24 protein-coding genes are annotated in these 22027 nt (G+C 60.1%); 8 read left to right on the top strand and 16 right to left on the bottom strand.

Features of this window, described 5'->3' with window-relative positions; translation table 11 throughout:
• Window positions 1–10 precede the first annotated feature (10 nt).
• The 6 genes from hppD to AC19YY_RS19465 form a co-directional block, all read right to left on the bottom strand.
• Entirely contained in the window at window positions 11–1087 is a 1077-nt protein-coding gene (gene hppD / locus AC19YY_RS19490; protein ID WP_057440066.1) for a 4-hydroxyphenylpyruvate dioxygenase, read from the bottom strand.
• A 295-nt stretch (window positions 1088–1382) separates the two neighbouring features.
• Window positions 1383–2102 carry a fimbrial biogenesis chaperone gene (locus AC19YY_RS19485; protein WP_500604690.1) on the bottom strand — a complete coding sequence of 240 codons (720 nt, stop codon included), beginning with the start codon at window positions 2100–2102 and terminating at the stop codon, window positions 1383–1385.
• On the bottom strand, window positions 2099–3124 hold the full coding sequence (locus AC19YY_RS19480; RefSeq protein WP_170041528.1) for a fimbrial protein: 1026 nt from the start codon (window positions 3122–3124) through the stop codon (window positions 2099–2101). Before AC19YY_RS19480 ends, AC19YY_RS19485 begins: the two co-directional genes overlap by 4 nt.
• Entirely contained in the window at window positions 3121–5724 is a 2604-nt protein-coding gene (locus AC19YY_RS19475; RefSeq protein WP_500604689.1) for a fimbria/pilus outer membrane usher protein, read from the bottom strand. Before AC19YY_RS19475 ends, AC19YY_RS19480 begins: the two co-directional genes overlap by 4 nt.
• 18 nt (window positions 5725–5742) lie before the next feature.
• Complete coding sequence (locus AC19YY_RS19470) at window positions 5743–6492, bottom strand: fimbrial biogenesis chaperone (protein ID WP_500604688.1); 750 nt, start codon at window positions 6490–6492, stop codon at window positions 5743–5745.
• Window positions 6493–6519: 27 nt separating this feature from the next.
• Window positions 6520–7083, bottom strand: a complete 564-nt coding sequence (locus AC19YY_RS19465; RefSeq protein ID WP_170041531.1) for a fimbrial protein — start codon at window positions 7081–7083, stop codon at window positions 6520–6522.
• Between the two features lie 365 nt (window positions 7084–7448).
• Between AC19YY_RS19465 and AC19YY_RS19460 the strand changes: the two genes are divergently transcribed.
• Window positions 7449–8990 (top strand): EAL domain-containing protein, encoded by a 1542-nt coding sequence (locus AC19YY_RS19460; protein WP_500604687.1) that lies wholly within the window; start codon window positions 7449–7451, stop codon window positions 8988–8990.
• Between the two features lie 198 nt (window positions 8991–9188).
• The gene (locus AC19YY_RS19455) at window positions 9189–9554 is read left to right on the top strand and encodes a histone-like nucleoid-structuring protein, MvaT/MvaU family (protein ID WP_038441053.1); all 366 of its coding nucleotides are present in this window, start codon (window positions 9189–9191) and stop codon (window positions 9552–9554) included.
• 203 nt (window positions 9555–9757) lie between these two features.
• Here the strand turns inward: AC19YY_RS19455 and AC19YY_RS19450 are convergent, their stop codons facing one another.
• Window positions 9758–10294 (bottom strand): DUF4946 domain-containing protein, encoded by a 537-nt coding sequence (locus AC19YY_RS19450; RefSeq protein WP_262381009.1) that lies wholly within the window; start codon window positions 10292–10294, stop codon window positions 9758–9760.
• A 199-nt stretch (window positions 10295–10493) separates the two neighbouring features.
• Here AC19YY_RS19450 and gloA point away from each other — a divergent pair, with 199 nt between their 5' ends.
• The gene (gloA, locus tag AC19YY_RS19445; protein WP_169955837.1) at window positions 10494–11015 is read left to right on the top strand and encodes a lactoylglutathione lyase; all 522 of its coding nucleotides are present in this window, start codon (window positions 10494–10496) and stop codon (window positions 11013–11015) included.
• Window positions 11016–11142: 127 nt separating this feature from the next.
• Here the strand turns inward: gloA and ahpF are convergent, their stop codons facing one another.
• The 3 genes from ahpF to AC19YY_RS19430 form a co-directional block, all read right to left on the bottom strand.
• Window positions 11143–12696 (bottom strand): alkyl hydroperoxide reductase subunit F, encoded by a 1554-nt coding sequence (gene ahpF, locus AC19YY_RS19440; RefSeq protein WP_169955836.1) that lies wholly within the window; start codon window positions 12694–12696, stop codon window positions 11143–11145.
• Between the two features lie 126 nt (window positions 12697–12822).
• Window positions 12823–13386, bottom strand: coding sequence for an alkyl hydroperoxide reductase subunit C (gene ahpC / locus AC19YY_RS19435; protein WP_010210361.1), 564 nt, complete (start codon window positions 13384–13386; stop codon window positions 12823–12825).
• A gap of 132 nt (window positions 13387–13518) precedes the next feature.
• On the bottom strand, window positions 13519–14451 hold the full coding sequence (locus AC19YY_RS19430) for a site-specific integrase (RefSeq protein WP_170041534.1): 933 nt from the start codon (window positions 14449–14451) through the stop codon (window positions 13519–13521).
• 196 nt (window positions 14452–14647) lie between these two features.
• Between AC19YY_RS19430 and AC19YY_RS19425 the strand changes: the two genes are divergently transcribed.
• The gene (locus tag AC19YY_RS19425; RefSeq protein ID WP_170058064.1) at window positions 14648–15655 is read left to right on the top strand and encodes a DNA-binding protein; all 1008 of its coding nucleotides are present in this window, start codon (window positions 14648–14650) and stop codon (window positions 15653–15655) included.
• Here the strand turns inward: AC19YY_RS19425 and gorA are convergent, their stop codons facing one another.
• Both gorA and galU read right to left on the bottom strand, forming a co-directional pair.
• Window positions 15656–17014 (bottom strand): glutathione-disulfide reductase, encoded by a 1359-nt coding sequence (gene gorA / locus AC19YY_RS19420; protein ID WP_500604686.1) that lies wholly within the window; start codon window positions 17012–17014, stop codon window positions 15656–15658.
• A 100-nt stretch (window positions 17015–17114) separates the two neighbouring features.
• Window positions 17115–17954, bottom strand: coding sequence for a UTP--glucose-1-phosphate uridylyltransferase GalU (galU, locus tag AC19YY_RS19415; protein ID WP_029294645.1), 840 nt, complete (start codon window positions 17952–17954; stop codon window positions 17115–17117).
• Between the two features lie 311 nt (window positions 17955–18265).
• Here galU and AC19YY_RS19410 point away from each other — a divergent pair, with 311 nt between their 5' ends.
• Entirely contained in the window at window positions 18266–18451 is a 186-nt protein-coding gene (locus tag AC19YY_RS19410; RefSeq protein ID WP_076960784.1) for a hypothetical protein, read from the top strand.
• A 144-nt stretch (window positions 18452–18595) separates the two neighbouring features.
• Complete coding sequence (locus AC19YY_RS19405) at window positions 18596–18877, top strand: YgdI/YgdR family lipoprotein (protein ID WP_169955832.1); 282 nt, start codon at window positions 18596–18598, stop codon at window positions 18875–18877.
• 9 nt (window positions 18878–18886) lie between these two features.
• On the opposite strand, the gene AC19YY_RS19400 is transcribed toward AC19YY_RS19405, so the two are convergent.
• The 4 genes from AC19YY_RS19400 to AC19YY_RS19385 form a co-directional block, all read right to left on the bottom strand.
• Entirely contained in the window at window positions 18887–19117 is a 231-nt protein-coding gene (locus AC19YY_RS19400) for a hypothetical protein (protein ID WP_169955831.1), read from the bottom strand.
• A gap of 74 nt (window positions 19118–19191) precedes the next feature.
• Window positions 19192–20115: a c-type cytochrome gene (locus tag AC19YY_RS19395; RefSeq protein WP_169955830.1), complete on the bottom strand. Its 924-nt coding sequence runs from the start codon at window positions 20113–20115 to the stop codon at window positions 19192–19194.
• Entirely contained in the window at window positions 20112–20762 is a 651-nt protein-coding gene (locus AC19YY_RS19390; RefSeq protein WP_170058062.1) for a c-type cytochrome, read from the bottom strand. The genes AC19YY_RS19395 and AC19YY_RS19390 overlap by 4 nt, the downstream gene beginning before the upstream one ends.
• 182 nt (window positions 20763–20944) lie before the next feature.
• Window positions 20945–21295: a hypothetical protein gene (locus AC19YY_RS19385; RefSeq protein ID WP_029294633.1), complete on the bottom strand. Its 351-nt coding sequence runs from the start codon at window positions 21293–21295 to the stop codon at window positions 20945–20947.
• A gap of 215 nt (window positions 21296–21510) precedes the next feature.
• Here AC19YY_RS19385 and AC19YY_RS19380 point away from each other — a divergent pair, with 215 nt between their 5' ends.
• Both AC19YY_RS19380 and AC19YY_RS19375 read left to right on the top strand, forming a co-directional pair.
• Window positions 21511–21813, top strand: coding sequence for a DUF1883 domain-containing protein (locus AC19YY_RS19380; protein ID WP_003173824.1), 303 nt, complete (start codon window positions 21511–21513; stop codon window positions 21811–21813).
• Window positions 21814–21839: 26 nt separating this feature from the next.
• Entirely contained in the window at window positions 21840–22007 is a 168-nt protein-coding gene (locus tag AC19YY_RS19375; protein WP_169955827.1) for a hypothetical protein, read from the top strand.
• Window positions 22008–22027 lie beyond the last annotated feature (20 nt).

The raw sequence follows: 22027 nt of genomic DNA, 5'->3' as shown, positions 1-22027 counted from the left end.
AAAAGCCATGTCAGTCGGTGGTCAACACACCACGACGGACCTGGTCACGCTCGATGGATTCGAACAGGGCCTTGAAGTTGCCTTCGCCGAAACCGTCATCACCCTTGCGCTGGATGAATTCGAAGAACACCGGGCCCATCAGGGTTTCCGAGAAGATCTGCAGCAGCAGGCGCTTGTCGCCGGCCACGGACGAGCCGTCCAGCAAGATACCCCGCGACTGCAACTGCTCCACCGGTTCGCCGTGGTTTGGCAGGCGGCCTTCGAGCATTTCGTAGTAGGTGTCTGGCGGCGCAGTCATAAAGCGCATGCCGATCTTCTTCAACGCGTCCCAGGTCTTGATCAGGTCGTCGGTGAGGAACGCCACGTGCTGGATGCCTTCGCCGTTGAACTGCATCAGGAACTCTTCGATCTGGCCTGCGCCCTTGGACGACTCCTCGTTCAACGGGATGCGGATCATGCCATCCGGGGCGCTCATGGCCTTGGAGGTCAGGCCGGTGTATTCGCCCTTGATGTCGAAGTAGCGCGCTTCACGGAAGTTGAACAGCTTCTCGTAGAAGTTCGCCCAGTAGACCATGCGCCCGCGATAGACGTTGTGGGTCAGGTGGTCGATGACCTTGAGGCCGGCGCCCACCGGGTTGCGGTCCACGCCTTCGATAAACACGAAGTCGATATCGTAGATCGAGTTGCCTTCACCGAAACGGTCGATCAGGTACAGCGGCGAGCCGCCGATGCCCTTGATGGCCGGCAGGTTCAGTTCCATCGGGCCGGTTTCGATATGGATCGGCTGGGCGCCGAGTTCCAGGGCGCGGGTGTAGGCCTGTTGCGAATCCTTGACGCGAAACGCCATGCCACACACCGACGGACCGTGCTCGGCGGCAAAGTACGAAGCGATGCTGTGGGGTTCGTTGTTGAGGATCAGGTTGATCGCGCCCTGGCGGTACAGGTGCACGTTTTTCGAGCGGTGGGTTGCCACCTTGGTGAAGCCCATGATCTCGAAGATCGGCTCCAGGGTGCCCGGGGTCGGCGATGCGAATTCGATAAATTCAAAGCCCATCAGGCCCATTGGGTTTTCGTATAGATCTGCCATGATTTGGCGCCTCATCATCTTTTTTAGAATTAAGTAAATTAATTGCCAGCAAGGATGAGGTGAGCAGGTGGCGCACAGGAAATGCCCCGCACGCTGCGGGCGAGGAAGTCACCGTAGATGAGTTGGAACCCGAGTAGCTTCATGGTTGAGTCATTCTCTTACGGGCGTCTCTGACGGACGAGGCCTGCATGGAAACAGGCGCTTATTCTTGTATGCGTAAACGGATTCTACACAGCGTAAACAGCTTTGTCCGTATTCCTTATCAAATCCTTATGCCCGTACGGGCGCAAGGGGTTTATTGCACAGTGTTCGCTACATGAGTGCGGGTGTTGCCATGGTCGTCCAGGGTGGTGAAGTGCACCAGCGCCACGCCCGACGCCTGCCCCGGCGCGCCATGCAGGGTAACGATTGCACTGGATCGGGGGGCAAGCATCGGCGGGTCATCGTTGCGGTACTGGCGCCCCTCGCTCCCCAGCACAATGCTGGTCAAGCTCACATGGTAGGCACTGGCGTTGTGCACATGCAGGGTGCCCGCCTTGGGCAAGCGCCACTCCAGGCCTTCGGCGGCCTCCTCCGCTCGCCCTGGCAACAGTGGCGGGCGCAGGAACAGTTTGATACGGCTGCGCAAGGCGAACTGCACGCCGTGGGCCGCATCCGTCTGCGGCGGGATACCCAGTACGTTGAGCCAATACACCTGCTCCACGCCCCCCTGCGCCGGCTCGCCATCATAGGCCACGCGCAACGCCTGGGCCTGGCCGGCGTCCATGCGCAGAATCGGCGGGGTCACGGTGAACGGTACGTCACTGTATTCAGGGCGCACCAGGGGGTCGCCTGCGTCAATCCAGACCTGTACCAGCCGTGGGCTATCCGCCTCATTGCTCAGGTTGAGCGTGACCTGGCCCACGGCTGCGGGGTAAATCAGGCGGGTGCGGTCAAGCACGATTTCCCCATGGGCACTCCAGGCCAGCAGCCAACCCAGTACGCCCGCTGCCAGACGTGCCCTGGCCCCGCTCATCGGTAGCTCAAGGTAAAGGTGGCCAGTCCCTTGGCCGTGCCGGGATGCACGGTAGGCTCGGTTTGCAGGTACCGCGCCGTCAGCGGTATGCGAACCGTGCCATTGCCCGTACTGCCGGCCGACCATTGGTTGGGGTTGCCAATACCACTGGCGTCCGGCCCGTAGCTGACGACGGCGTTGCCGTGCAGCAGTTGCAGGGCGAGGCCACGGGCGGTGGAATCTTGCGTCAGCGTCAGGCGCTCGCCACGGTTGGCCGGTTGAGTTTGGTCGGTGAGTGTCACCCACACATCCAGCCTGCCCCCTGTGCCGCCCGCGCACTGCAACTCAATCTCGCGGCTAGCACCACCGGCGACGCTGCCCACGCCGGTGAACGCGGTGGCTGCCACGCTGCCCAGATCGATCGGCACCGAGGGTGTGGATACCGAACAGGTAGGTTTCAACGGCGGCCCCACCACCACGGTGGCGAAGGTGAACAAATGGACCGCGTGAAAATCAGGATGGACCCTGAACTCTGCAAAGGGCTGCGCGAATACCACCCCACCCTGGATCGCACCGGTGACAAAAAACACCACGCGCACGCGCACGCCCCAGGAGGCCAGGCCGGGACGTAGCGGCCCGCGCAGGATCGACACGCCTTGATTGATGCTTTTCCATTCACCGCCATCGCGGTCCTGTGCCATCAAGCCATAGCCCACACCTTGCAGGCCGGTGGTAAAGATCGGCAGCGATAACCCGGAGTGGCCAAAATACTTGCCGGTAAAGCGCATGTTCCTTGCCACGCTGATATACGACCAATGATCCACGCTCACGCCCACGCCATAGGTGCAATCCTGCGCGTCTGGGGATTGCAGCGCATAGCCCTGGGGGTCGCCCAGCACTTGGCCCACCCGGGGGTTAGCCGGCACGCTGATGGAGGCAATCGAAAGCGCCACGGGAGGCGCGGGCGTGCAACTGGCATTGGCGTGCACCTCGGCTGCGGCCAGCAGCGCGAGCAGGCCTAGAAGGCATGCCTTGGCGCTCATCGTGCGGTCACCTCGCGCCCGGCCGCCACGCCTACGCATTGCCCTTGCAACAGGTCGGCGTGGGCTTGGCGCCGCGTTGCCTGGGGTTGCAGGCGATAGTGGATGTAGCAACGGTCAGCGGCGGTCTCGCTCCACTTCACAGTGAGCGTGCCCTGCTCGGCAATGCCCCTGACAAAGGCCTTGCTGGCCTGGCCAATCACCCCGACTTCGCTGCCGTGCTCATCAAACACCTGGGCGGCGAATGGCAACGGCTTGCCGTTCTCGCGCAGGGCTTTGACCACCACTGCCCGCCCGACCACCGTGGCAAAGCGCAAGCGGGCGATGGCCCCGGCGGTGGGCACGATGCGTTGGCTGGTCTCTTGCAGTTCCACGTCATAGGCGCTGCCCTCGGGGTCGATACCCACGGTATTGGCCTGGAACGCCCGCAGCGACGGCACCACGGCGTAGCCGTTGCGGTCGACCCGCAGGTGATTGCCATTGCTCAACCGTGCACCCTGGGCAGCGGGCACATGGACCAGGGCGGCCGCCTCGCCGAGGTAGTGCGAGAACGTCAGGCCGTCTGCATGGGCCACCAGGCCGCCGTCGGCGCTCAATGAAAGCTGGCTGCTGTCGCGGTTCTGCCCATACCCCAGCCGCAGGGCGGCCGTGCTGGCGTTGTACCCGGCGTAGGCATTGAAACTGCCCTGGCTCGCCCCCTCGGCCGAGGCGCGGGTGCCGGCGATGCCGTAGTTGAGCGTGGCGTCATCATCGAGCATGCCGTTGATGCCCAGTTGTTGCTGGCTGCCGCGACTGCCTCCGGTACTGCGAGTCAAGGTGCTGGTCAGGCTCGGTGCGCGCGGGCTGCTGCCCAGGGGCAGGGACACTGTCAGCATCACGCGATTATCGACGTGGCCGGCGTTATCCGAACGGGCCAGCAATACCGGCGCATGTTCGTCTTGATGATTGCTCCGGTCTGGGGCTTGGACCCGCGAACGCTGGGCGCTGAGGTTCCAGTTGAGGCGGCGCCAACTGGCGCCATAACTCAGGTGATATGCGGTTTCGCGCCCCAGGCGCGGGCCCCAGTATTGGGTCGAACTGGCATAGAACCCCAGGGTGCCCGCCCCCGCCTGCTGGCTGATGGTCAGGTCCAGGCGCGTCTTTTGCCGGGCGTAGCTGCCAATATCCTGGCCCCGGCGCCCCAGCTCCCGCACATTGACTGCGTCGGTGAGGTTCAGGTAGCCCTCGGTGGAAAAACGATAGGCGCCCAATACCAGGTGCGTACCGGTTTGCGACAGTTGCCGGTCGAAGCCCAGGCCGACGTTCTGCCCCGACAGCACCCCCTGCCCAGGGACATGCGTGCGCGAATCGGTGGCGTCCAGCGAAAATGCACCCAGGGTGGTATTCAGCGCCACACCCGCTTTGCCCTGGGCGTAACCTTCAGAAAAACTGCTGCCGCCATACAGCGTCAGGTCGTCCAGCAGACCATGCTGGAGTGTCCCTTCAAACGCCAGGGGGGCCCGGCCCTCGACGCCATTCTGGCGGACCTGGCCCAGGGTCATGCCGTACCGGCTGGCGCTGCGCCGCAGCAGGTGCGGTGCCACGGAAAACGGCACGCTGTAACTGTATTGGCGACCGTCGATTTCCTTGACGCTGACGCTCAGGTCGCCGCCACCTGTGGGGTACAGGTCGTTGATCACAAACGGACCGGGGGCCACGGTGGTTTCGTAGAGCGTATAGCCGTTCTGACTGACGGTGACGGTGGCATTGCTGTCGGCCATTCCTCGCACCACTGGCGCATAACCCTGTTGTGAAGGCGCCAGCATTTGCTCGTCGGTGCCCAGGCTGAGGCCACGCATGCGGGTACTCTCCAGGATCTGCCCGCTGCTGAAGCTGTCGCCCAGGGTCAGGCGCGATTGCCAGGCCGCGAGGCTGCGTTGCACATAGATCGCGCTGCTCTGGTAGCGCGCGGCACCGTGTCGCGAGTCCCAGACCTGCGCGCCCTGGTGGCGCAAACGCCAACTGCCGAGGTTGAGGCCGGTGTTGAGCCCCAGGTAGGCCCGGTCTTCGCCACTGCCGGCGGTCATGGTCGAGGCGCTGAAGTTGTAGCTGAGCAAGCCGGCATTGATGCCTTCGTCCCATTGGCGGGGGTCGATGGCATCACGGGCCGTCGGGGTCAGGTAGAGCTGGGGCACGCTTAGGGCCAGCTGCAGCGCACCGCTATCGACGCTGCTGGAGGCCATGGGGATCCATTGGCCAAGATCCCCGCACAATGGGCCTGGGGAGACGGGCTGGTTTGGCGCCACGCCCAGTCGGGTCAACAGCGGCCAGTCCAGGCACGGCACAACGTCGTCCTGCACCGCAATAAAGTCCAACGCATGGCGCCCGGCAGGCGCGCCGTTGAGCAGTACATCGACCCGGTACTTGCCGGGCGCCAGGGTGTCGTGGCGGTTGAAGCGGGAAATATCCACGCCCGCTGCAAGGCCACTGGAAAACGCCTCAAGGTCGAAGGTGACCGAAGCTGCCAGGACCTCGGGGCAGATCAAGGCCACCACCATTGCGGGAAAGTACAGGGCACGCAGGGCAATACACCCCCGCGCCCACCGTTGCAGGTAAAAAAACATAAGTCAGGCTTCGCGTTACTAAAGAGGCGCCCAGCGCGGCACGGAGAAACCACCGAAATCGTCGATGTACTGGAATTGCACCCGGGCGTCGGCGGGCACCGTCTGCACCAGAGGAGGCAGGGCAAGGTCGAGGCTGGCATAGGGCGCGACCATGCCTTGCTGTTCGGTGGGCACCGCTTGGCCGCCCATCACCAGCGCGACCTCATGGAATGTCACATGGAAGGGCGACGGGTTGGTTACCCGCAGCACCGCCGGCTTGCCGGTATGCAAGGTCCAGGTCAGTTGCCCCGGCGCATCATGGGCGTTGCCCGCCAGGCCCCGGGGCCGGAAAAACACCTTGGTGCGAATGCGAAAGGCAAACCGCAGCTGGTTCTGGTGCTCCTCCTCGGCCTCGGTTTGCGCCGGTCGGGTCTGGGGCGGCACCTCCAGCACGTTGAGCCAGAACAGCGACTCCCTGTCCCCGGCCAGCGGCTCCCGGGTATAGGCCAGGCGTATGGACTGGCTCTTGCCCGGATCCAGGCGAAACACCGGCGGGCTGATGCTGAACGGTACCTCACTGTGTTCCGCCAACTGCCGTGCATCACCGTCGTCCATCCACACCTGCACCAGGCGTGCGGCCTGTTGATCATCGTTGCGCACCTGTACGGTGATTTCCCTGCGCGCCTCGGCGTAGACCTGGCGTGTACCACTTAGGATCACCCCGGCCTGTGCCTGCGCGAAGGCCAGGCACAGGCACAGCGCAACCTTTAGGCGTGATAGGCAACCCATGCTGCGTACCCTCGATTTTTCAGGCGATCAGGGAAAGATCACCGAGTACTGCACCGCCGTAGTCACCAGCCCGACTCCCGCCGCGCCGCCGGTGGCGATGTAACGTGCCGCAAAGGGCATGGTCGCCAGCCCGCCGGTGACCGTGGCCGTGGTCGAGGCGTGGCCGCTGCGCAAATCCATGGGCCTTTGGGTTGCACCGTCGACAATTTGCACTTCCACTTTGGCCGCCGCAGTCTTGGGCGCGGTATTGCGCAAATTGCCCGTGGCCGGGTTGATGGCCGGGCTGGTGCTCTCATACAGCACCGCCACTTTGGTCGCATCTGCGCAACTGGCGCCGCCGCCCACGTAGATAAAGAACGGTTTGGAGCTGGCGGTTGCCCCCGCCGTGGACAGGGCGCTGGCTTGGACCTTGTCGAGGACTACCGGGAAGTTCGCCCCGGAGCCTGGGGCACCGCCGGTTCCACCACTGATGGTGCAGGTGGTGCCGGTGATTTCGCCGGTCAGGGTGATGGTGCCGTCGGCAGCAGAGGCCGCAGGTATGACGAAACCGCAAGCGAGCAGCAGGGCAATGGCCAGGACATTGTTTTTCATTACGCACGTGTTCCTATGTGTTAGATCGAGCCCCGCTCAAACGCCACGCAGGCATAAGCCCGCCCGCGCAATTTGGGCTTGATGACGCGAAAGAGTTGGTTTTTGAACGCAGCGTCTATATGGGGCGCTGTTTTTTTGACAAGCATTGATCCAGGCAATAACGCAATAGACCAATCAGCTTTTCCTCGTCAAAATATGTTGCAAAGTTTGGCAAGGTTGAAAAACACGCACAACTGGCCAAGTAGCTAGGTCAACGCGTTTAAAGTGCTTATTTCCATAGGGCAACTATCATTTCATTCGTGTATCTGACGCCTCGCCTGTAGCCGTTGCCAGGCCCCTTCCTCATTCTGCTACAGGCCGCGTAAATGCCACTCACCATCAAAGGCCCGCGCAAGCGCGCCGCCCGCTACTTGATCACGGTCCTGTGCGGCATGCTGCCGATTCTGCTAGGGGTGGTGATCCTGTACCTGCAGGCCCAGCGCACCCTGGAAAACAGCACCGCGCAGACGGCTATCGAGGCCGTGCGCCAATTCGACCTGATGCTCGACAACACCGCCCTCGCCGCCCAGGACCTACTGCCGCTGGCGGGCCAGGACTGTGACAATGCGGCAAAACTGGCGCTGCGCGAGCAAGTCACCCGGCGCCCCTTTGTCCGCGCAACCACCCTGTCGTTTAAAAAGTCCATTTATTGCAGCTCGTTGTTTGGCGGCGACTATGTGTCACCGGTCAACCCGGACGATTACGTCAATGGTCGCCTGTGGCTGATGAAGGGCAACCCGGTCACCCCCGATACCGCCTTGTTGGTTTATCGGCTGGTGGACGGCGACAAAGCGGCGTTTGCCTCGATTGACGGTTACCACCTGACAAACACCCTGCGCCTGATCAGCCGTTATGCCGACCTGGTATTGCAGGTCGGGCCCAATTGGCTGGGTAGCGACGGCAAAGTGCGCGACACTGCGCTACCGGTGTTTGCCGTGGCCCATCACCACCTCGACTCCCAGCGTTACGCCTACAGCGTGGAGGCCGGCATGCCCGAAGGGGAAGTCTGGCGTTACATGCAAGCCCGGTACCCGGCACTGTTCAGCCTGCTGGTGTTTTTCGGCGTATTGGCCGGCGTGCTCGCGCACTGGCTGCAAAAGCGCTCCAGCGCACCGACCCATGAACTGCAGCGGGCGCTGGGCGCCAATGAATTCGTGCCCTATTACCAACCGGTGGTGCGCGGTGACAACCTGCAATGGGCCGGCTGTGAAGTGCTGATGCGCTGGAAGCATCCAAAAGAAGGCCTGGTTCGCCCGGACCTGTTTATTCCCCTGGCCGAGCATTCAGGGCTGATTGTGCCCATGACCCGGGCATTGATGCGCCAGGTGGCCACACAGCTGGCACCCCATGCCGATCGCCTGGGCGGGAATTTCCATGTGGGGATCAATATCACCGCCCGGCACTGCCAGGACCTGGAGTTGGTGCAGGACTGTCGGGAATTTCTCGCGGCCTTCCAGCCCGGGCAAGTCCTGTTGACCCTGGAGCTGACCGAACGCGAACTGATCGAGCCCACCGACGTGACCCGCCAGCTGTTCCAGGCCCTGCACGAACTGGGGGTGATGATCGCCATTGATGACTTCGGCACCGGCCACTCCAGCCTGGGTTATTTGCGCAACTTCAATGTTGACTACTTGAAGATTGATCAAAGCTTTGTGGCAATGATCGGGGCCGATGCATTATCGCGGCATATACTCGATAGCATCATCGAGTTATCGGGCAAGCTTGACTTGGGCATCGTCGCCGAAGGCGTGGAAACCCAAGAGCAATGCGATTATCTGGCAGCGCAAGGCGTGGACTTTTTGCAAGGTTACCTGTTTGGCCGCCCAGTGCCTTTTGACGCATTCATTAAGTCTTTGCGTGGTGCTTGAATATCGATCTAGCATCATCATGAAATATTGTTATTTATACAAAGGACATGATTTACTCGTGGCTCATTAACTACTACAATTTTTCCTGCCTGTGCTGAATCGGCAGGAGAGCCACTTTTACCGAGTCATGCTGAGGCTCTTGGCTTATAGCTTTGTTTACAGTTGGTATCAGCCAAATACACTATTGGAGTAAATATTTTGTCCAGACTCGCCGAATTTCGTGCCGCAGAAAAAGCCCTTCAAGAGCAGCTCGCCCAGCTGGAATCCCTGAAGAACGATGCTGGCTTGAAGAAAGAAATCGAATTTGAAGAAAAGCTTCAAGGGCTGATGAAAACCTACGGCAAGAGCCTGCGTGACATCATCTCCATCCTTGATCCAAACCCGGGCAAATCGGGAATCCAAGCGGCAGCCGCACCTAAAACCCGCCGCGCACGCGTGGTCAAGGTGTATCACAACCCACACACTGGCGAACTGATTGAAACCAAGGGCGGCAACCACCGCGGCCTGAAGGCCTGGAAAGAACAGTATGGCGCAGCCACTGTAGATTCCTGGTTGCGCGGCTAATACCGGCGCACTAATAAAAAGCCCCGCAGATGCGGGGCTTTTTTTGTTTGTGCACTGCGATTTCGCGGCCCGTGGCTTTGGAACGTGGACTTCCAAACACATTCCACTTGGTACAAATTCACCGACCAGTGGCTGTACGCTGCGCCCTTATAGTTATGTGTTTTTTTGTAACTGCGCCATGTCAGGCATCTAGCCATCGCCCATCAAAGTTTCAGGCTTGCACGTACCTCACTGACTTCTTCCTTGCTCGACTCATAGGCTTGAGCTTGCCCGGCGTATGAAAAAACATAGGCCTTATTCGCATCAACAGCGCCTACCAGTGTTTGCGAGAGCACATGCCGACCATTCTCGGTAATCACGCAGGTAGTTTCCAGGGCCTCAAGATGACTCAAGGTAGTCGGGTGCATCTTGTTGCAGACACTTTGATAACCACTGCGGGCAAAGTCCTTCTGGATGGACTTGCGCATTTCCAGCAGCACACCTTGCAGATTGACCACATGCCCAGGCTCGATCGGGGTGCCCGTCAGCTCCATGACCATCTGTGTCTCGCCGTTTTCGTTGTTCTTTATCGCACGTTGGCGAGATACCGGCGACGGTGTGGCCGGTGCATCGGCATCCGCCACCACTTCCTCCACCTGCCAGCCGCTGGGCCAGTGAATCTCGGGATCTGCCGCCAGCACAGCAGTGCTGGCCAAGATCAGGCACACGGTGCTCAACAGCGGTTTGTTCAGTCGGCTCATTGCAAAAAACACTCGGAGTTCAAGCCGCAAAGTTTGAGCCTGCACGTAGGATAGTCGCAAGGCCCGTGTCAGCTTTTTCATTTGGCGTGGCTGGCGCGGCTTGCGTATCATGGCCCGGCTGCACGGATGCCTGTCAGCCGCAAGCCAAAGGACCGCTCAAGTCACGAGCCGCGTCTGCCCCATTTTTTCTGGAGGGCCCATGAGCCTGCACGAATTGAACACCTTCCCGGGCGTCACCGCCCAACCCGACACCGCCACTGCGAACTTCGTGTTCAACCACACCATGCTGCGGGTCAAGGACATCACCAAGTCGTTGGACTTCTACACCCGCGTCCTGGGTTTTTCCCTGGTTGAGAAGCGCGACTTCCCGGAAGCCGAATTCAGCCTGTACTTCCTCGCCCTGGTCGACAAGGCACAGATCCCAGCCGATGCCGCCGCACGTACCCAGTGGATGAAGTCGATCCCGGGCATCCTGGAACTGACCCACAACCACGGCACCGAGAACGATGCCGACTTTGCCTACCACAATGGCAACACCGACCCGCGCGGGTTTGGCCATATCTGCATTTCGGTGCCGGATATCGTGGCGGCCTGCGAGCGGTTTGAAGCGTTGGGCTGTGACTTCCAGAAGCGCCTGACGGATGGGCGCATGAAAAGCCTGGCGTTTATCAAGGACCCGGACGCGTACTGGGTTGAGATCATCCAGCCAGCACCGCTGTAAACCGGCTTGATGCCCCAGCAGGAGGGTATCACCGTGGTGTTTGCCTGCATCGCAGGCAAACCAGCGCCCACAAAAGCAACGGCCACAAAAAACCCATGATCTCTCATGGGTTTTTTAGTTTCAGGCCTTACGCTCGGATCAGGTGATCAAAAGCACTCAAGGAAGCCTTGGCGCCCTCGCCCACCGCAATCACGATCTGCTTGTACGGCACCGTAGTCACGTCACCCGCGGCAAACACGCCTGGCAGTGACGTCTCGCCACGGGCATCGACAATGATCTCGCCACGGGGCGACAACTCCACCGTGCCCTTGAGCCAATCGGTATTGGGCAGCAAACCGATCTGCACAAAGATGCCTTCCAGGTCGATGGTCTTGAACTCGCCGGTATCGCGGTCCTTGTAGGCCAGGCCGGTGACTTTCTGGCCATCACCCTTGACCTCGCTGGTCAGCGCACTGGTGATCACGTCAACGTTCGGCAGGCTGTAGAGCTTGCGCTGCAATACCGCGTCGGCGCGCAACTTGCTGTCGAACTCGAGCAACGTGACATGGCTGACAATACCGGCCAGGTCGATGGCCGCTTCAACGCCGGAGTTACCGCCGCCGATCACCGCCACGCGCTTACCCTTGAACAGCGGGCCATCGCAGTGTGGGCAGAAACACACACCCTTGGCCTTGTACTCCTGCTCGCCCGGCACGCCCATTTCACGCCAGCGCGCGCCGGTGGCCAGGATCACGGTCTTGGACTTGAGGGTCGCCCCGCTCTCGAAGCGAATTTCGTGCAGCTCACCGGGATTTTTCGCCGGGATCAGGCTGCTGGCGCGCTGTAGGTTCATGATGTCCACGTCGTACTGACGCACGTGGGCTTCCAGGGCGCTGGCCAGTTTCGGGCCTTCGGTTTCCTGTACCGAGATAAAGTTCTCGATGGACATGGTGTCCAGCACTTGCCCACCAAAACGCTCGGCGGCCACCCCCGTGCGGATACCTTTACGCGCGGCGTAGATAGCCGCGGCAGAACCTGCCGGGCCACCACCGACGACGAGTACATCAAAGGCGTCCTTGGCGCTGATTTTCTCGGCCGCTTTTTCGATACCGCTGGTGTCGAGCTTGGCGAGAATTTCTTCCAGGCCCATGCGGCCCTGGCCGAAGTTCACACCGTTGAGGTAGACGCTGGGCACTGCCATGACCTGGCGCTCGTCGACTTCAGCCTGGAACAGTGCGCCGTCGATAGCGACGTGGCGGATGTTCGGGTTGAGCACAGCCATCAGGTTCAGCGCCTGGACCACGTCCGGGCAGTTCTGGCAGGACAGCGAGAAGTAAGTCTCGAAGCTGAACTCGCCTTTCAGGCTGCGAATCTGCTCAATCACTTCGACACTGGCCTTCGACGGGTGGCCACCGACTTGCAGCAGGGCCAGCACCAACGAAGTGAATTCATGACCCATGGGGATGCCGGCAAAACGCAGGCTGATATCGGCACCCGGGCGGTTGATGGAGAACGATGGCTTGCGCGCGTCATTGCCATCGGTTTTCAGGCTAATCAGCGTGGTGAGGCTGGTTACGTCCTGCAAAAGGGCAAGCATTTCCTGGGATTTCGCACCGTCGTCGAGGGAGGCGACGATCTCGATCGGCTGGGTGACCCGTTCCAGGTATGACTTCAACTGAGCTTTAAGATTGGCGTCCAACATACGGGCGATTTCCTATTTCAAATCAATTCGGTAAAAAAAAACGCCCGAGCGAATCTCGCCCGGGCGTTTTTGAGGGCGGTGCAGCTTACTTAAGGTGCGGCAATCCGCCCTTGATACTTCACAGACTTAGATCTTGCCGACCAGGTCCAGGGACGGAGCCAGGGTAGCCTCGCCTTCTTTCCACTTGGCTGGGCACACTTCGCCTGGGTGGGCAGCAACGTACTGGGCCGCCTTGATTTTGCGCAGCAGTTCGGAAGCGTCACGACCAACACCGCCGTCGTTCAGCTCAACGATCTTGATCTGGCCTTCAGGGTTGATCACGAAGGTGCCACGGTCTGCCAGGCCAGCTTCTTCGATCAGCACGTCGAAGTTGCGGGAGATGGTCAGGGTCGGGTCGCCAATCATGGTGTACTGGATCTTGCCGATGGCTGGCGAGGTGTTGTGCCAGGCAGCGTGGGCAAAGTGGGTGTCGGTGGACACGCTGTAGATCTCGACGCCCAGTTTCTGGAATTCGGCGTAGTTGTCAGCCAGGTCTTCCAGTTCGGTTGGGCAGACGAAAGTGAAGTCGGCTGGGTAGAAGAACACGACAGACCACTTGCCTTTCAGGTCAGCGTCCGACACGTCTACGAAGTTGCCGTTTTTGTAAGCGGTGGCTTTGAACGGTTTTACTTGGCTGTTGATGATAGGCATCGTTGACTCTCCGTCAGGGGTTAGTAAGTTGATGGGTGAATCCTACCCAGTCTCATCGCCGATGGCTCATTGGCAAACCTGATGCTTGCGATTGGTTTTGGCTATCAACCAGCTGTATTAATAGAAGAAATCTTAAAGCAGCGGTTCGCGGGCCTGAGTCATGCCAAGAAAGGGCGTCGCTTCAACATAGCGCATGGCTGACTTCATGTCCTTCCAGCCGACATACGTCATCAGCGACTTCAAATCCCAGCCGCTGCGATGGGCCCAGGTGGCAAAGCCACGGCGCAGGGAGTGGCTGGTGTATTGCTCGGCGGCAATGCCGGCCCGCCCGAGGGCCTGGCGCAGCAGCGGGATCACGCTGTTGGCATGCAACCCCTCCTCACCCAGGTTGCCCCAGCGATCGATCCCGCGAAACAGCGGGCCGCGCACCAGGGCCGAGGCACTCAGCCATTCGCTATAGGCCTGTACCGGGCACAGCCGCAGCAGCGCCGGGGTTTGATAGGTCTGGCCGAGGTTCTCGCGGTCGCTCTTGCTGCGCGGCAGGTACAGGGTGATGCCCGCGCCTGGTACCGCCTGGACATGCTCGATCTGCAAACGGCACAGCTCATCACTGCGAAAGCCGCGCCAAAAGCCCAGCAGGATCAAGGCCGTGTCGCGCTTGGCACGCAGCCAGCGCGGTCGATCGCCCTCTGCCCGCGCCTGCTCGGCATCACGCTCAAGCCAGCCGACCACCTGCTCCAGATGCTGGAGCTGCAAGGGTTCGGCCTGTTTTTCCTGGGCCGGGTGCAAGGCGCGGATGCCCTTGAGCACCTTGCGCACCACCGGCGCCTTGGTCGGATCGGGAAAACCCTGGCTGGTGTGCCATTGCGCCAGCGCCGAGAGCCGCAGTTTCAGCGTATTGACCGCGAGCATCCCGGCATAGGCCACCAGGTATCGCGCCACGCTGTCGCTGGTGGCGGGCAGGAAGCCGCCCCAACTCACCTCAAAGTGCTCGATGGCAGCGCGATAGCTGCGACGGGTGTTATCGCGGGTGGCGGCGTTCAGGTATCGATCTAGTTCACTCATGCCGCGATCGCCGGCAAGCCGGCTCCTACAGAGGTTGGTGTACGGGAACTGCGCCCGGAGAGAGTCCGGCAAGTCATGACACGGGATAATACGCCAATATCCCATCTGTTAAATGATGAATTTAAACGGACTCTTATTCGTGATACAGTATGTAAATACATAATACATACCACAGTATCAAATCGACGGAGACCCTATGGCTCGCGGTGGCATCAACAAAGCAGTAGTTCAGACGGCACGCCTGGCAATTCTCGCCCGCGGCGAAAACCCCAGCATTGATGCGGTGCGCATCGAAATGGGTAATACCGGCTCGAAAACCACCATTCACCGCTATTTAAAAGAGCTCGACGAGAGCGAAACCCGCCTCACCATCACCGAAGCCCCCATCGACGACGAGCTCGGCGAACTGGTGACACGCCTGGCCCAGCGCCTGAAAGAGAAAGCCCAGGAGCCCATCGACCTGGCCCTGGCCCAGTTCGAACAGCAAAAAAGCGCCCTGCTCGCCCAGGTAGAAGCGCTTGAAGCCGCACACAGCCAACTCCAGCAGCAATTTGATATCCAGGGCACCGCCCTCGCCGAAGAAAGCGCCGCGCTGCAAACCGCCAGCACCAGCCTGCAGACCGAGCAAACCCGTAACGCCGGGCTTAGCCAGGCGTGCAGCGACTACGAGCTACGGCTCTCGGACAAGGACGAACAGATTCGTTCGCTGGAAGAAAAGCACCTGCACGCCCGCGATGCCCTTGAGCACTACCGCAATGCCATCAAGGACCAGCGCGAACAGGAGCAGCGCCGCCACGAAGGCCAGCTGCAACAACTGCAGGCTGAATTGCGCCAGGCACAGCAGAGCGCCCTGGTGCGCCAGGACGAGATCACCCAACTGCATCGCGACAATGAGCGGCTATTGATTGAACACCGGGTTACGGCGAAGGAATTGGCTGCCCTGCAGGAGCAAAGCCGCAAGGCTCAGGCCCAGCAACTCAAGCTGAGCGAACAGGTGAGCGTGATCGACAGCGAACGCACCCTGCTCCAGGAGCGCCTGCGGGTAGCGGTGCTGGACAGCCAGTCACGCCAGGAGGCACTGGCCGAGCAACAGCACAGCTACAAAGCCGTGGAACTGGACCTGATCAAGGCCCAGGCCACCATCGAGGCGCTGCGCCTGGCTGCCGTTGTTGCAACGACGCCAGAGGCAGCGGCCCAGGCCTGATCAGCCAGCCACTGGCGTGCGCATGGTGACGAATTCTTCCGCCGCCGTAGGATGCACGCCGATGGTCTCGTCGAAATGCTGCTTGGTCGCCCCCGCCTTGAGGGCGATCGCCAGGCCCTGGACGATCTCGCCCGCATCCGGCCCGACCATGTGGCAACCCAACACTTTATCGGTGTCGGCATCGACCACCAGCTTCATCAGGGTGCGCTCCTGGCACTCGGTCAGGGTCAACTTCATCGGCCGGAAGCGGCTTTCGAAGATCTGCACGTTATGCCCATCGGCCCTAGCCTGCTCTTCGCTCAAGCCTACGGTGCCGATGTTCGGCAGGCTGAACACCGCCGTCGGGATCATCGCGTAGTCTACCGGGCGGTATTGCTCCGGCTTGAACAGGCGACGCGCCACGGCCATGCCTTCGGCCAATGCCACAGGCGTCAACTGCACGCGACCGATCACGTCGCCAATGGCCAGGATCGAAGGCTCGGCGGTCTGGTACAGGTCGTCGACCGCGACAAAACCACGCTCGTCCAGCTTGACCCCGGTGTGCTCCAGGCCCAGGTTGTCCAACATCGGACGCCGCCCGGTGGCGTAGAACACGCAATCGGCCTCCAACACACGACCGTCCTTCAGGGTGGCCTTGAGGCTGCCATCGGCCTGTTTGTCGATACGCGCGATATCGGCGTTGAATTGCAGGTCCAGGCCGCGCTTGGTCAGCTCTTCCTGCAAATGCTTGCGCACCGCACCATCGAAGCCACGCAGGAACAGATCGCCGCGATACAGCAGCGATGTCTGTGCGCCCAGGCCATGGAAAATCCCGGCAAACTCCACCGCAATATAACCACCGCCCACCACCAGCACACGCTTGGGCAGCTCTTTAAGGAAGAACGCCTCATTGGAGCCAATAGCGTGCTCGTGCCCCGGAATCTCGGGAATCTGCGGCCAGCCGCCAGTGGCGATCAAGATATTCTTGGCGGTGAAGCGCTCTCCATTGATCTCGACCTCGTGCGCCCCGGTCAGGCGCGCGTGGCCTTCGTGAAGGGTCACGCCACTGTTGACCAGCAGGTTGCGGTAGATGCCATTGAGGCGATTGATCTCGCGGTCCTTGTTGGCGATCAGCGTCGCCCAATCAAAGTCCGCCTCGCCCAGGGACCAGCCAAAACCGCTGGCCTGCTCGAAGTCTTCAGCAAAGTGCGCGCCATAGACCAGCAGCTTTTTCGGCACACAGCCCACATTCACACACGTCCCGCCCAGGTAGCGGCTTTCCGCCACGGCGACCTTCGCGCCAAACCCTGCGGCAAAGCGTGCCGCCCGAACGCCACCGGAACCGGCGCCAATTACATAAAGATCAAAATCGTAGGCCATTTCACTCTCCTCGGCAGGGCATCAGGATACCCGCTTGTACCCAAAAAACCAGAAAGCCACCCGAAGGTGGCTTTCTTGAGACTCAACAGGCCATGCTTAATCAGTAAGCCTTGCCAGTCTTGTAGAAGTGCTCGTAGCAGAAGTTGGTCGCCTCGATGTAGCCTTCGGCGCCACCGCAGTCAAAACGACGACCCTTGAACTTGTAGGCAATGACGCAACCGTCCTTGGCCTGCTTCAACAATGCGTCGGTGATCTGGATTTCGCCGCCCTTGCCTGGCTCGGTTTCTTCGATCAGCTTGAAGATATCCGGGGTCAGGATGTAGCGACCGATGATCGCCAGGTTCGACGGGGCATCTTCCGGCGCTGGCTTCTCGACCATGTCGCGCACACGGATCAGGCCATCGCCAATGTCGTCGCCAGCGATCACGCCGTACTTGTTGGTTTCCGAAGGATCGACTTCCTGCACTGCAACGATGGTGCAGCGGTATTTCTGGTACAGCTTGACCATCTGGGTCAAGACGCCGTCGCCTTCCAGGTTCACGCACAGGTCGTCCGCCAGGACCACGGCAAACGGTTCGTCACCGATCAGCGGGCGACCGGTGAGGATGGCATGACCAAGACCTTTCATCTGGGTTTGACGGGTGTAGGAGAACGAGCACTCGTCGAGCAGCTTGCGGATACCGACCAGGTATTTTTCCTTGTCGGTGCCCTTGATCTGGTTTTCCAGTTCATAGCTGATGTCAAAGTGGTCTTCCAGGGCGCGCTTGCCACGACCGGTGACGATGGAGATTTCGTTCAGGCCGGCATCCAGTGCCTCTTCGACGCCGTACTGGATCAGTGGCTTGTTTACCACCGGCAGCATTTCTTTAGGCATGGCCTTGGTCGCTGGCAGGAAGCGAGTGCCGTAACCGGCTGCTGGGAACAAGCATTTCTTGATCATATAAGTCCTTAATAAGGGCTGTGCGTACGAAATTCGGCGCAGTCTAATCAGGCCGCAGCCACCTTACAATGGGCGCTGCTGGCGTTGCGATGTCAACATAGAGAAAAAATGTCGGCGTTAGTTCCGCCCATGTTCAAACAAGCGGCCCCAACGGCACCGGAGAAAACCCAGCATCCCCTGATTTCAAAGGGCCATATCCTTTTTAGCACGCTTTATGGGGTTCGGCACTGACCTGCAACAACTTACGCGCCCCCATGGCATTTGGCGCTATCATTGCCAGCTTGAACACCAGACCACGAGATTGTTAATAGATGTCAGAACCCAAAGGCGTAAACGGCTACCTGATCACCAAGCGAGCAGACGGCTGGCACCTGATCAACTTTCACGGCGACAGCGTTGCCGGCGTATTCGCCACCGAAAGCCAGGCGATTGCAGTAGCCGAAGTATTTGTGGATGAAGCCGGCCACGCGTCGAGCAAGCGACCAAAGGGCAAATAAGCCTCTGCGGTTGCGCATGAAGCCCCGGTGAACGGGGCTTTTTTGTGATTGTCTGTACCTTGATGGCCGTTCGCTATAATCTCGCTGAAACGCCCCACAACAGTGTCAGCGCGCCCCTTAACACTTCTCAACGACGAACCTTACATGAACAAGATCCTGGCACTGACCTCGGTACTGGCGCTCGCCGGCTGCACCACCACTTCCGACATTTACCTGAAAAACGGCGAACAAGGCCTGACCATTGACTGTTCGGGCGAGGCCAATTCCTGGGCCAGTTGCTACGAAAAGGCCGATGCCTCCTGCGCCGGCACCGGTTACCGCATCGTCGGCACCGAAGGCACGCCAGCCTTGAAGGAAAGCGACAAGACCCTGGGCGCCGATGTGGGCAACTTCAAGGGTCGCAGCGTAGTGGTGGTCTGCAAGTAAGCTGGGCGGCTACATGTGAATCTCGGCGAACTTGATGCCGAGGCTGCGAATGGTGTCGATCAGGTCATCGAGTTTTTCAAAGGATTCGACCTCGTCCTGGTCATCCACCAGGAAAAAGCTGCGCCCGCCGCTTTTCTTGAAAAACACGATCCACTCCCCCGAATTGGCCGGATTTTGAATCACATGGGTCGCAGAGATATGACCCTCTGCATGCCGCTCTTTGACGCGCTCACGTTTCATAATTGCTTTTCCAGAATGACAATGCCGCTCAAACCCCGGGGTTTGAGCGGCATTTTTTGTGTTCAGGCAACAGTTTAACGGATGCCTTGGCCAATCAGCACGCCGTCTACCGTTTGCCCGTACAGGTTCACCCCATCATTGGCATGGAACTTCACGCGGGTTTTCTCCACCGAGCCATCTACCAGGCGCGGATCCTGCGGGCGCTCATGGCGGTTGACATAGGCCGCTACGTCCCAGGCCTGCTGGTCGCTCAAGCTGCCGCCCTTGCCCAGCGGCATGTTGTGCTTGATGAAGGACGCTGCGGTGTTGACCCGATGCATACCGGCGCCCCAGTTGTAGGAATCCTTACCCCACAACGGTGGCATCACGTAGCTGTCGCCCACCTTCTGCCCCTGCCCTTCGGCGCCATGGCACACCGCACATTGCGCCTTGTACACCTCGGCACCCTGCGCGAGGTTGTAGCCTTTGGCCGGTTGTGGCACCTCCGGGTAACCACGCCCCGGCAACTCCACGCCCAAGGGTGCCTTGCTCGCCAGCCAGTAGGCATAGGTCGACAGCGCGGCAATCTCATGGCTGTCCGCTGCCGGTGGCGTGCCGCCATCCATGCTGAACTGGAAACAGCCCTGCAGGCGCTCGGCAAAGGAGTTGACCTTGTCATTCTTCTTACGATACGCCGGGTACATAGGGTACGCCCCCCACAGGGGCGTGGAATTGGCCAGGCGCCCCTGATCCAGGTGACAGTTGCTGCAATTGAGGCCGTTGCCGACAAACTGCGGCGCCAGGCGCTTGGTATCGACGAACAACGCATAGCCCTGCATCACCAGCTTGCCGTAGGCGTTGTCAGGCAGTTCGCTTTCCTGGGGCGGCTGGAACGCCTTGGCGGCGGGCACCGCAGCCGGCACCTGCAGTTGCGACTGATCTTCCATGGCAATCGGTGCGGCCAACGCCGGCACACTGATCAACGCGGCCAACACGGGTGCAAATGACAGATTCTTCATGGCTTGACCTCCTGGCCAGGCAAGGAGGCGAAGTAATTGGCGATACCCTGCACTTCGTCATCCGTCAGGGATTTGGCCACGTGCCCCATCAGGTCATTGGGGTCGTTGCGCCGAGTGCCACCGCGCCAGGCATTGAGCTGGGCAGCCAGGTAGGCCGCGGACTGCCCGGACAGCGGCGGGAACGCCTCGCCAACCCCCACGCCCGAGGGGCCATGACAGCTGACGCACGCCGGAATCTGCCGTTCCCAGGCGCCTTGCAGCGCCAGTTTTGCAGCGGGACTGTTCGGCGTAGCACTACGATGGCCGACGGCCACGGCAGGTGCCGGCATCGCCGCCAGTGTCTGGGTCACCGCCGCGATTTCTTCCTCGGTAAGCGCCTTGGCCAGCGACGTCATCACCGGGTTGCTGCGCGTGCCACTCTTGAAATCATGCAGTTGCTTGCTCAAATAAGCCGCCGGCAACCCCGCAAGCCTCGGAAAACCCGCAGCAGCCAACCCCAGGCCATCCGCCCCGTGGCATGCCATGCACGCCGCCGCGCCAGGCTGCGCGCCACCTTCACTGAATATCTTGTTGCCCTCCAGCGCCTGCGCGCTGCCGAGCATGAGTAGCAAGGCGCCACCCATCAACACTCTCTCCACAGACATCATCACGACTCCATTTTTATAGTTATATGCTTAGACCTACAATGCATAAGCCTACAAATGGTAGGGTAATGAGCCGACAGTCACAACCGCCATGTAAGAAATTGCCGACAATAAAAAGCCCGGCACTGCAACCGCAGGCCGGGCTTTTTGATCGGAGTTGATCGCGTATGAGCGGCGTCGTGGACTCAGCCGGAAATACAGTCTTCCGCAGCTTTTTTCACGTCACCCGGACGAATCGGCACATTGGACATGCTCTCGTAGAGCTTGATGCTGCTACCGCTGGAGCGGTCTTCAATCTCGAAAATGGCCGATGGGTCAGCCGAAAACTTCTGCGGCACAATCACCCGCACACCTTCCTTATGAGGCTCGATCTGCGACGGACGACGGGTCGACGACAGTTTCTGCACCACACACGCCGCGTATTCCTGCGGTTTTTTCCCGGAGATAACCGCCAGGGTTGGCGGTGTCTGCTTGATGTCTGAAACCGAAGCACATCCACCTATTGCCAGGGCCAGAACCAATACACTCCACTTCATACAAAACCTCCGATAAAGACCCTACGACAGCGGAGATGGTATTTTTCTCCCGCCCACGTAGGATTTATCCCTGATATATCGGTAAATAACTGTTTTAAATTGTCGAAGACGTCGACGACGACCCGATAATAAACGTGCTGGGGCTGATAAACTCCATCTTAACCTACGTATCGTTCTGATTTTTCAGAAAAAGCCCTTCTGGAGACACCCCCCCCATGAAATTCATCCACCAGCGCGAACACTTGAACGAAGGGGATATTGTCGTCATTGAATGCTCCCAGACCTGCAATATCCGCCTGATGAGCGATGCGAATTTTCGCAGCTTCAAAAATGGCGGTCGCCACACTTATCACGGTGGCGCCTTCGACAAGTTCCCGGCCAAGATCACCGCGCCAAGCACCGGGTTCTGGAACATCACCCTGGATGTGGTGACGCGCCGTGCCATCAGCGTTACCCGCAAGCCAGCGTTGTCCCATAAGATCCGCATTGTTCGCCGCACCAGCACCAAACTCAGCTGATTGCCACCCAAGCCACAGGAATCACCGTGACTCAAACCACCAAATACGTCATCAAGTACAAACTCAACGGCGAACGCCGCTTCGAATTTGCCCAACTGCACGCGGCGAGCATCGAAGAGGCCCAAGAGGCCTTGGCGAAAATTCACGATGCCAGTGACGAAATCACTGAGATCACCGTGAGCAAGGCCCTGTAAAACCACGACCAATACCGGAG

The organism is Pseudomonas sp. MF09156 (genome assembly GCF_059862305.1).
Note: the sequence above shows the minus strand (reverse complement) of the source record. Positions and strands in the feature narration are given on the sequence as shown.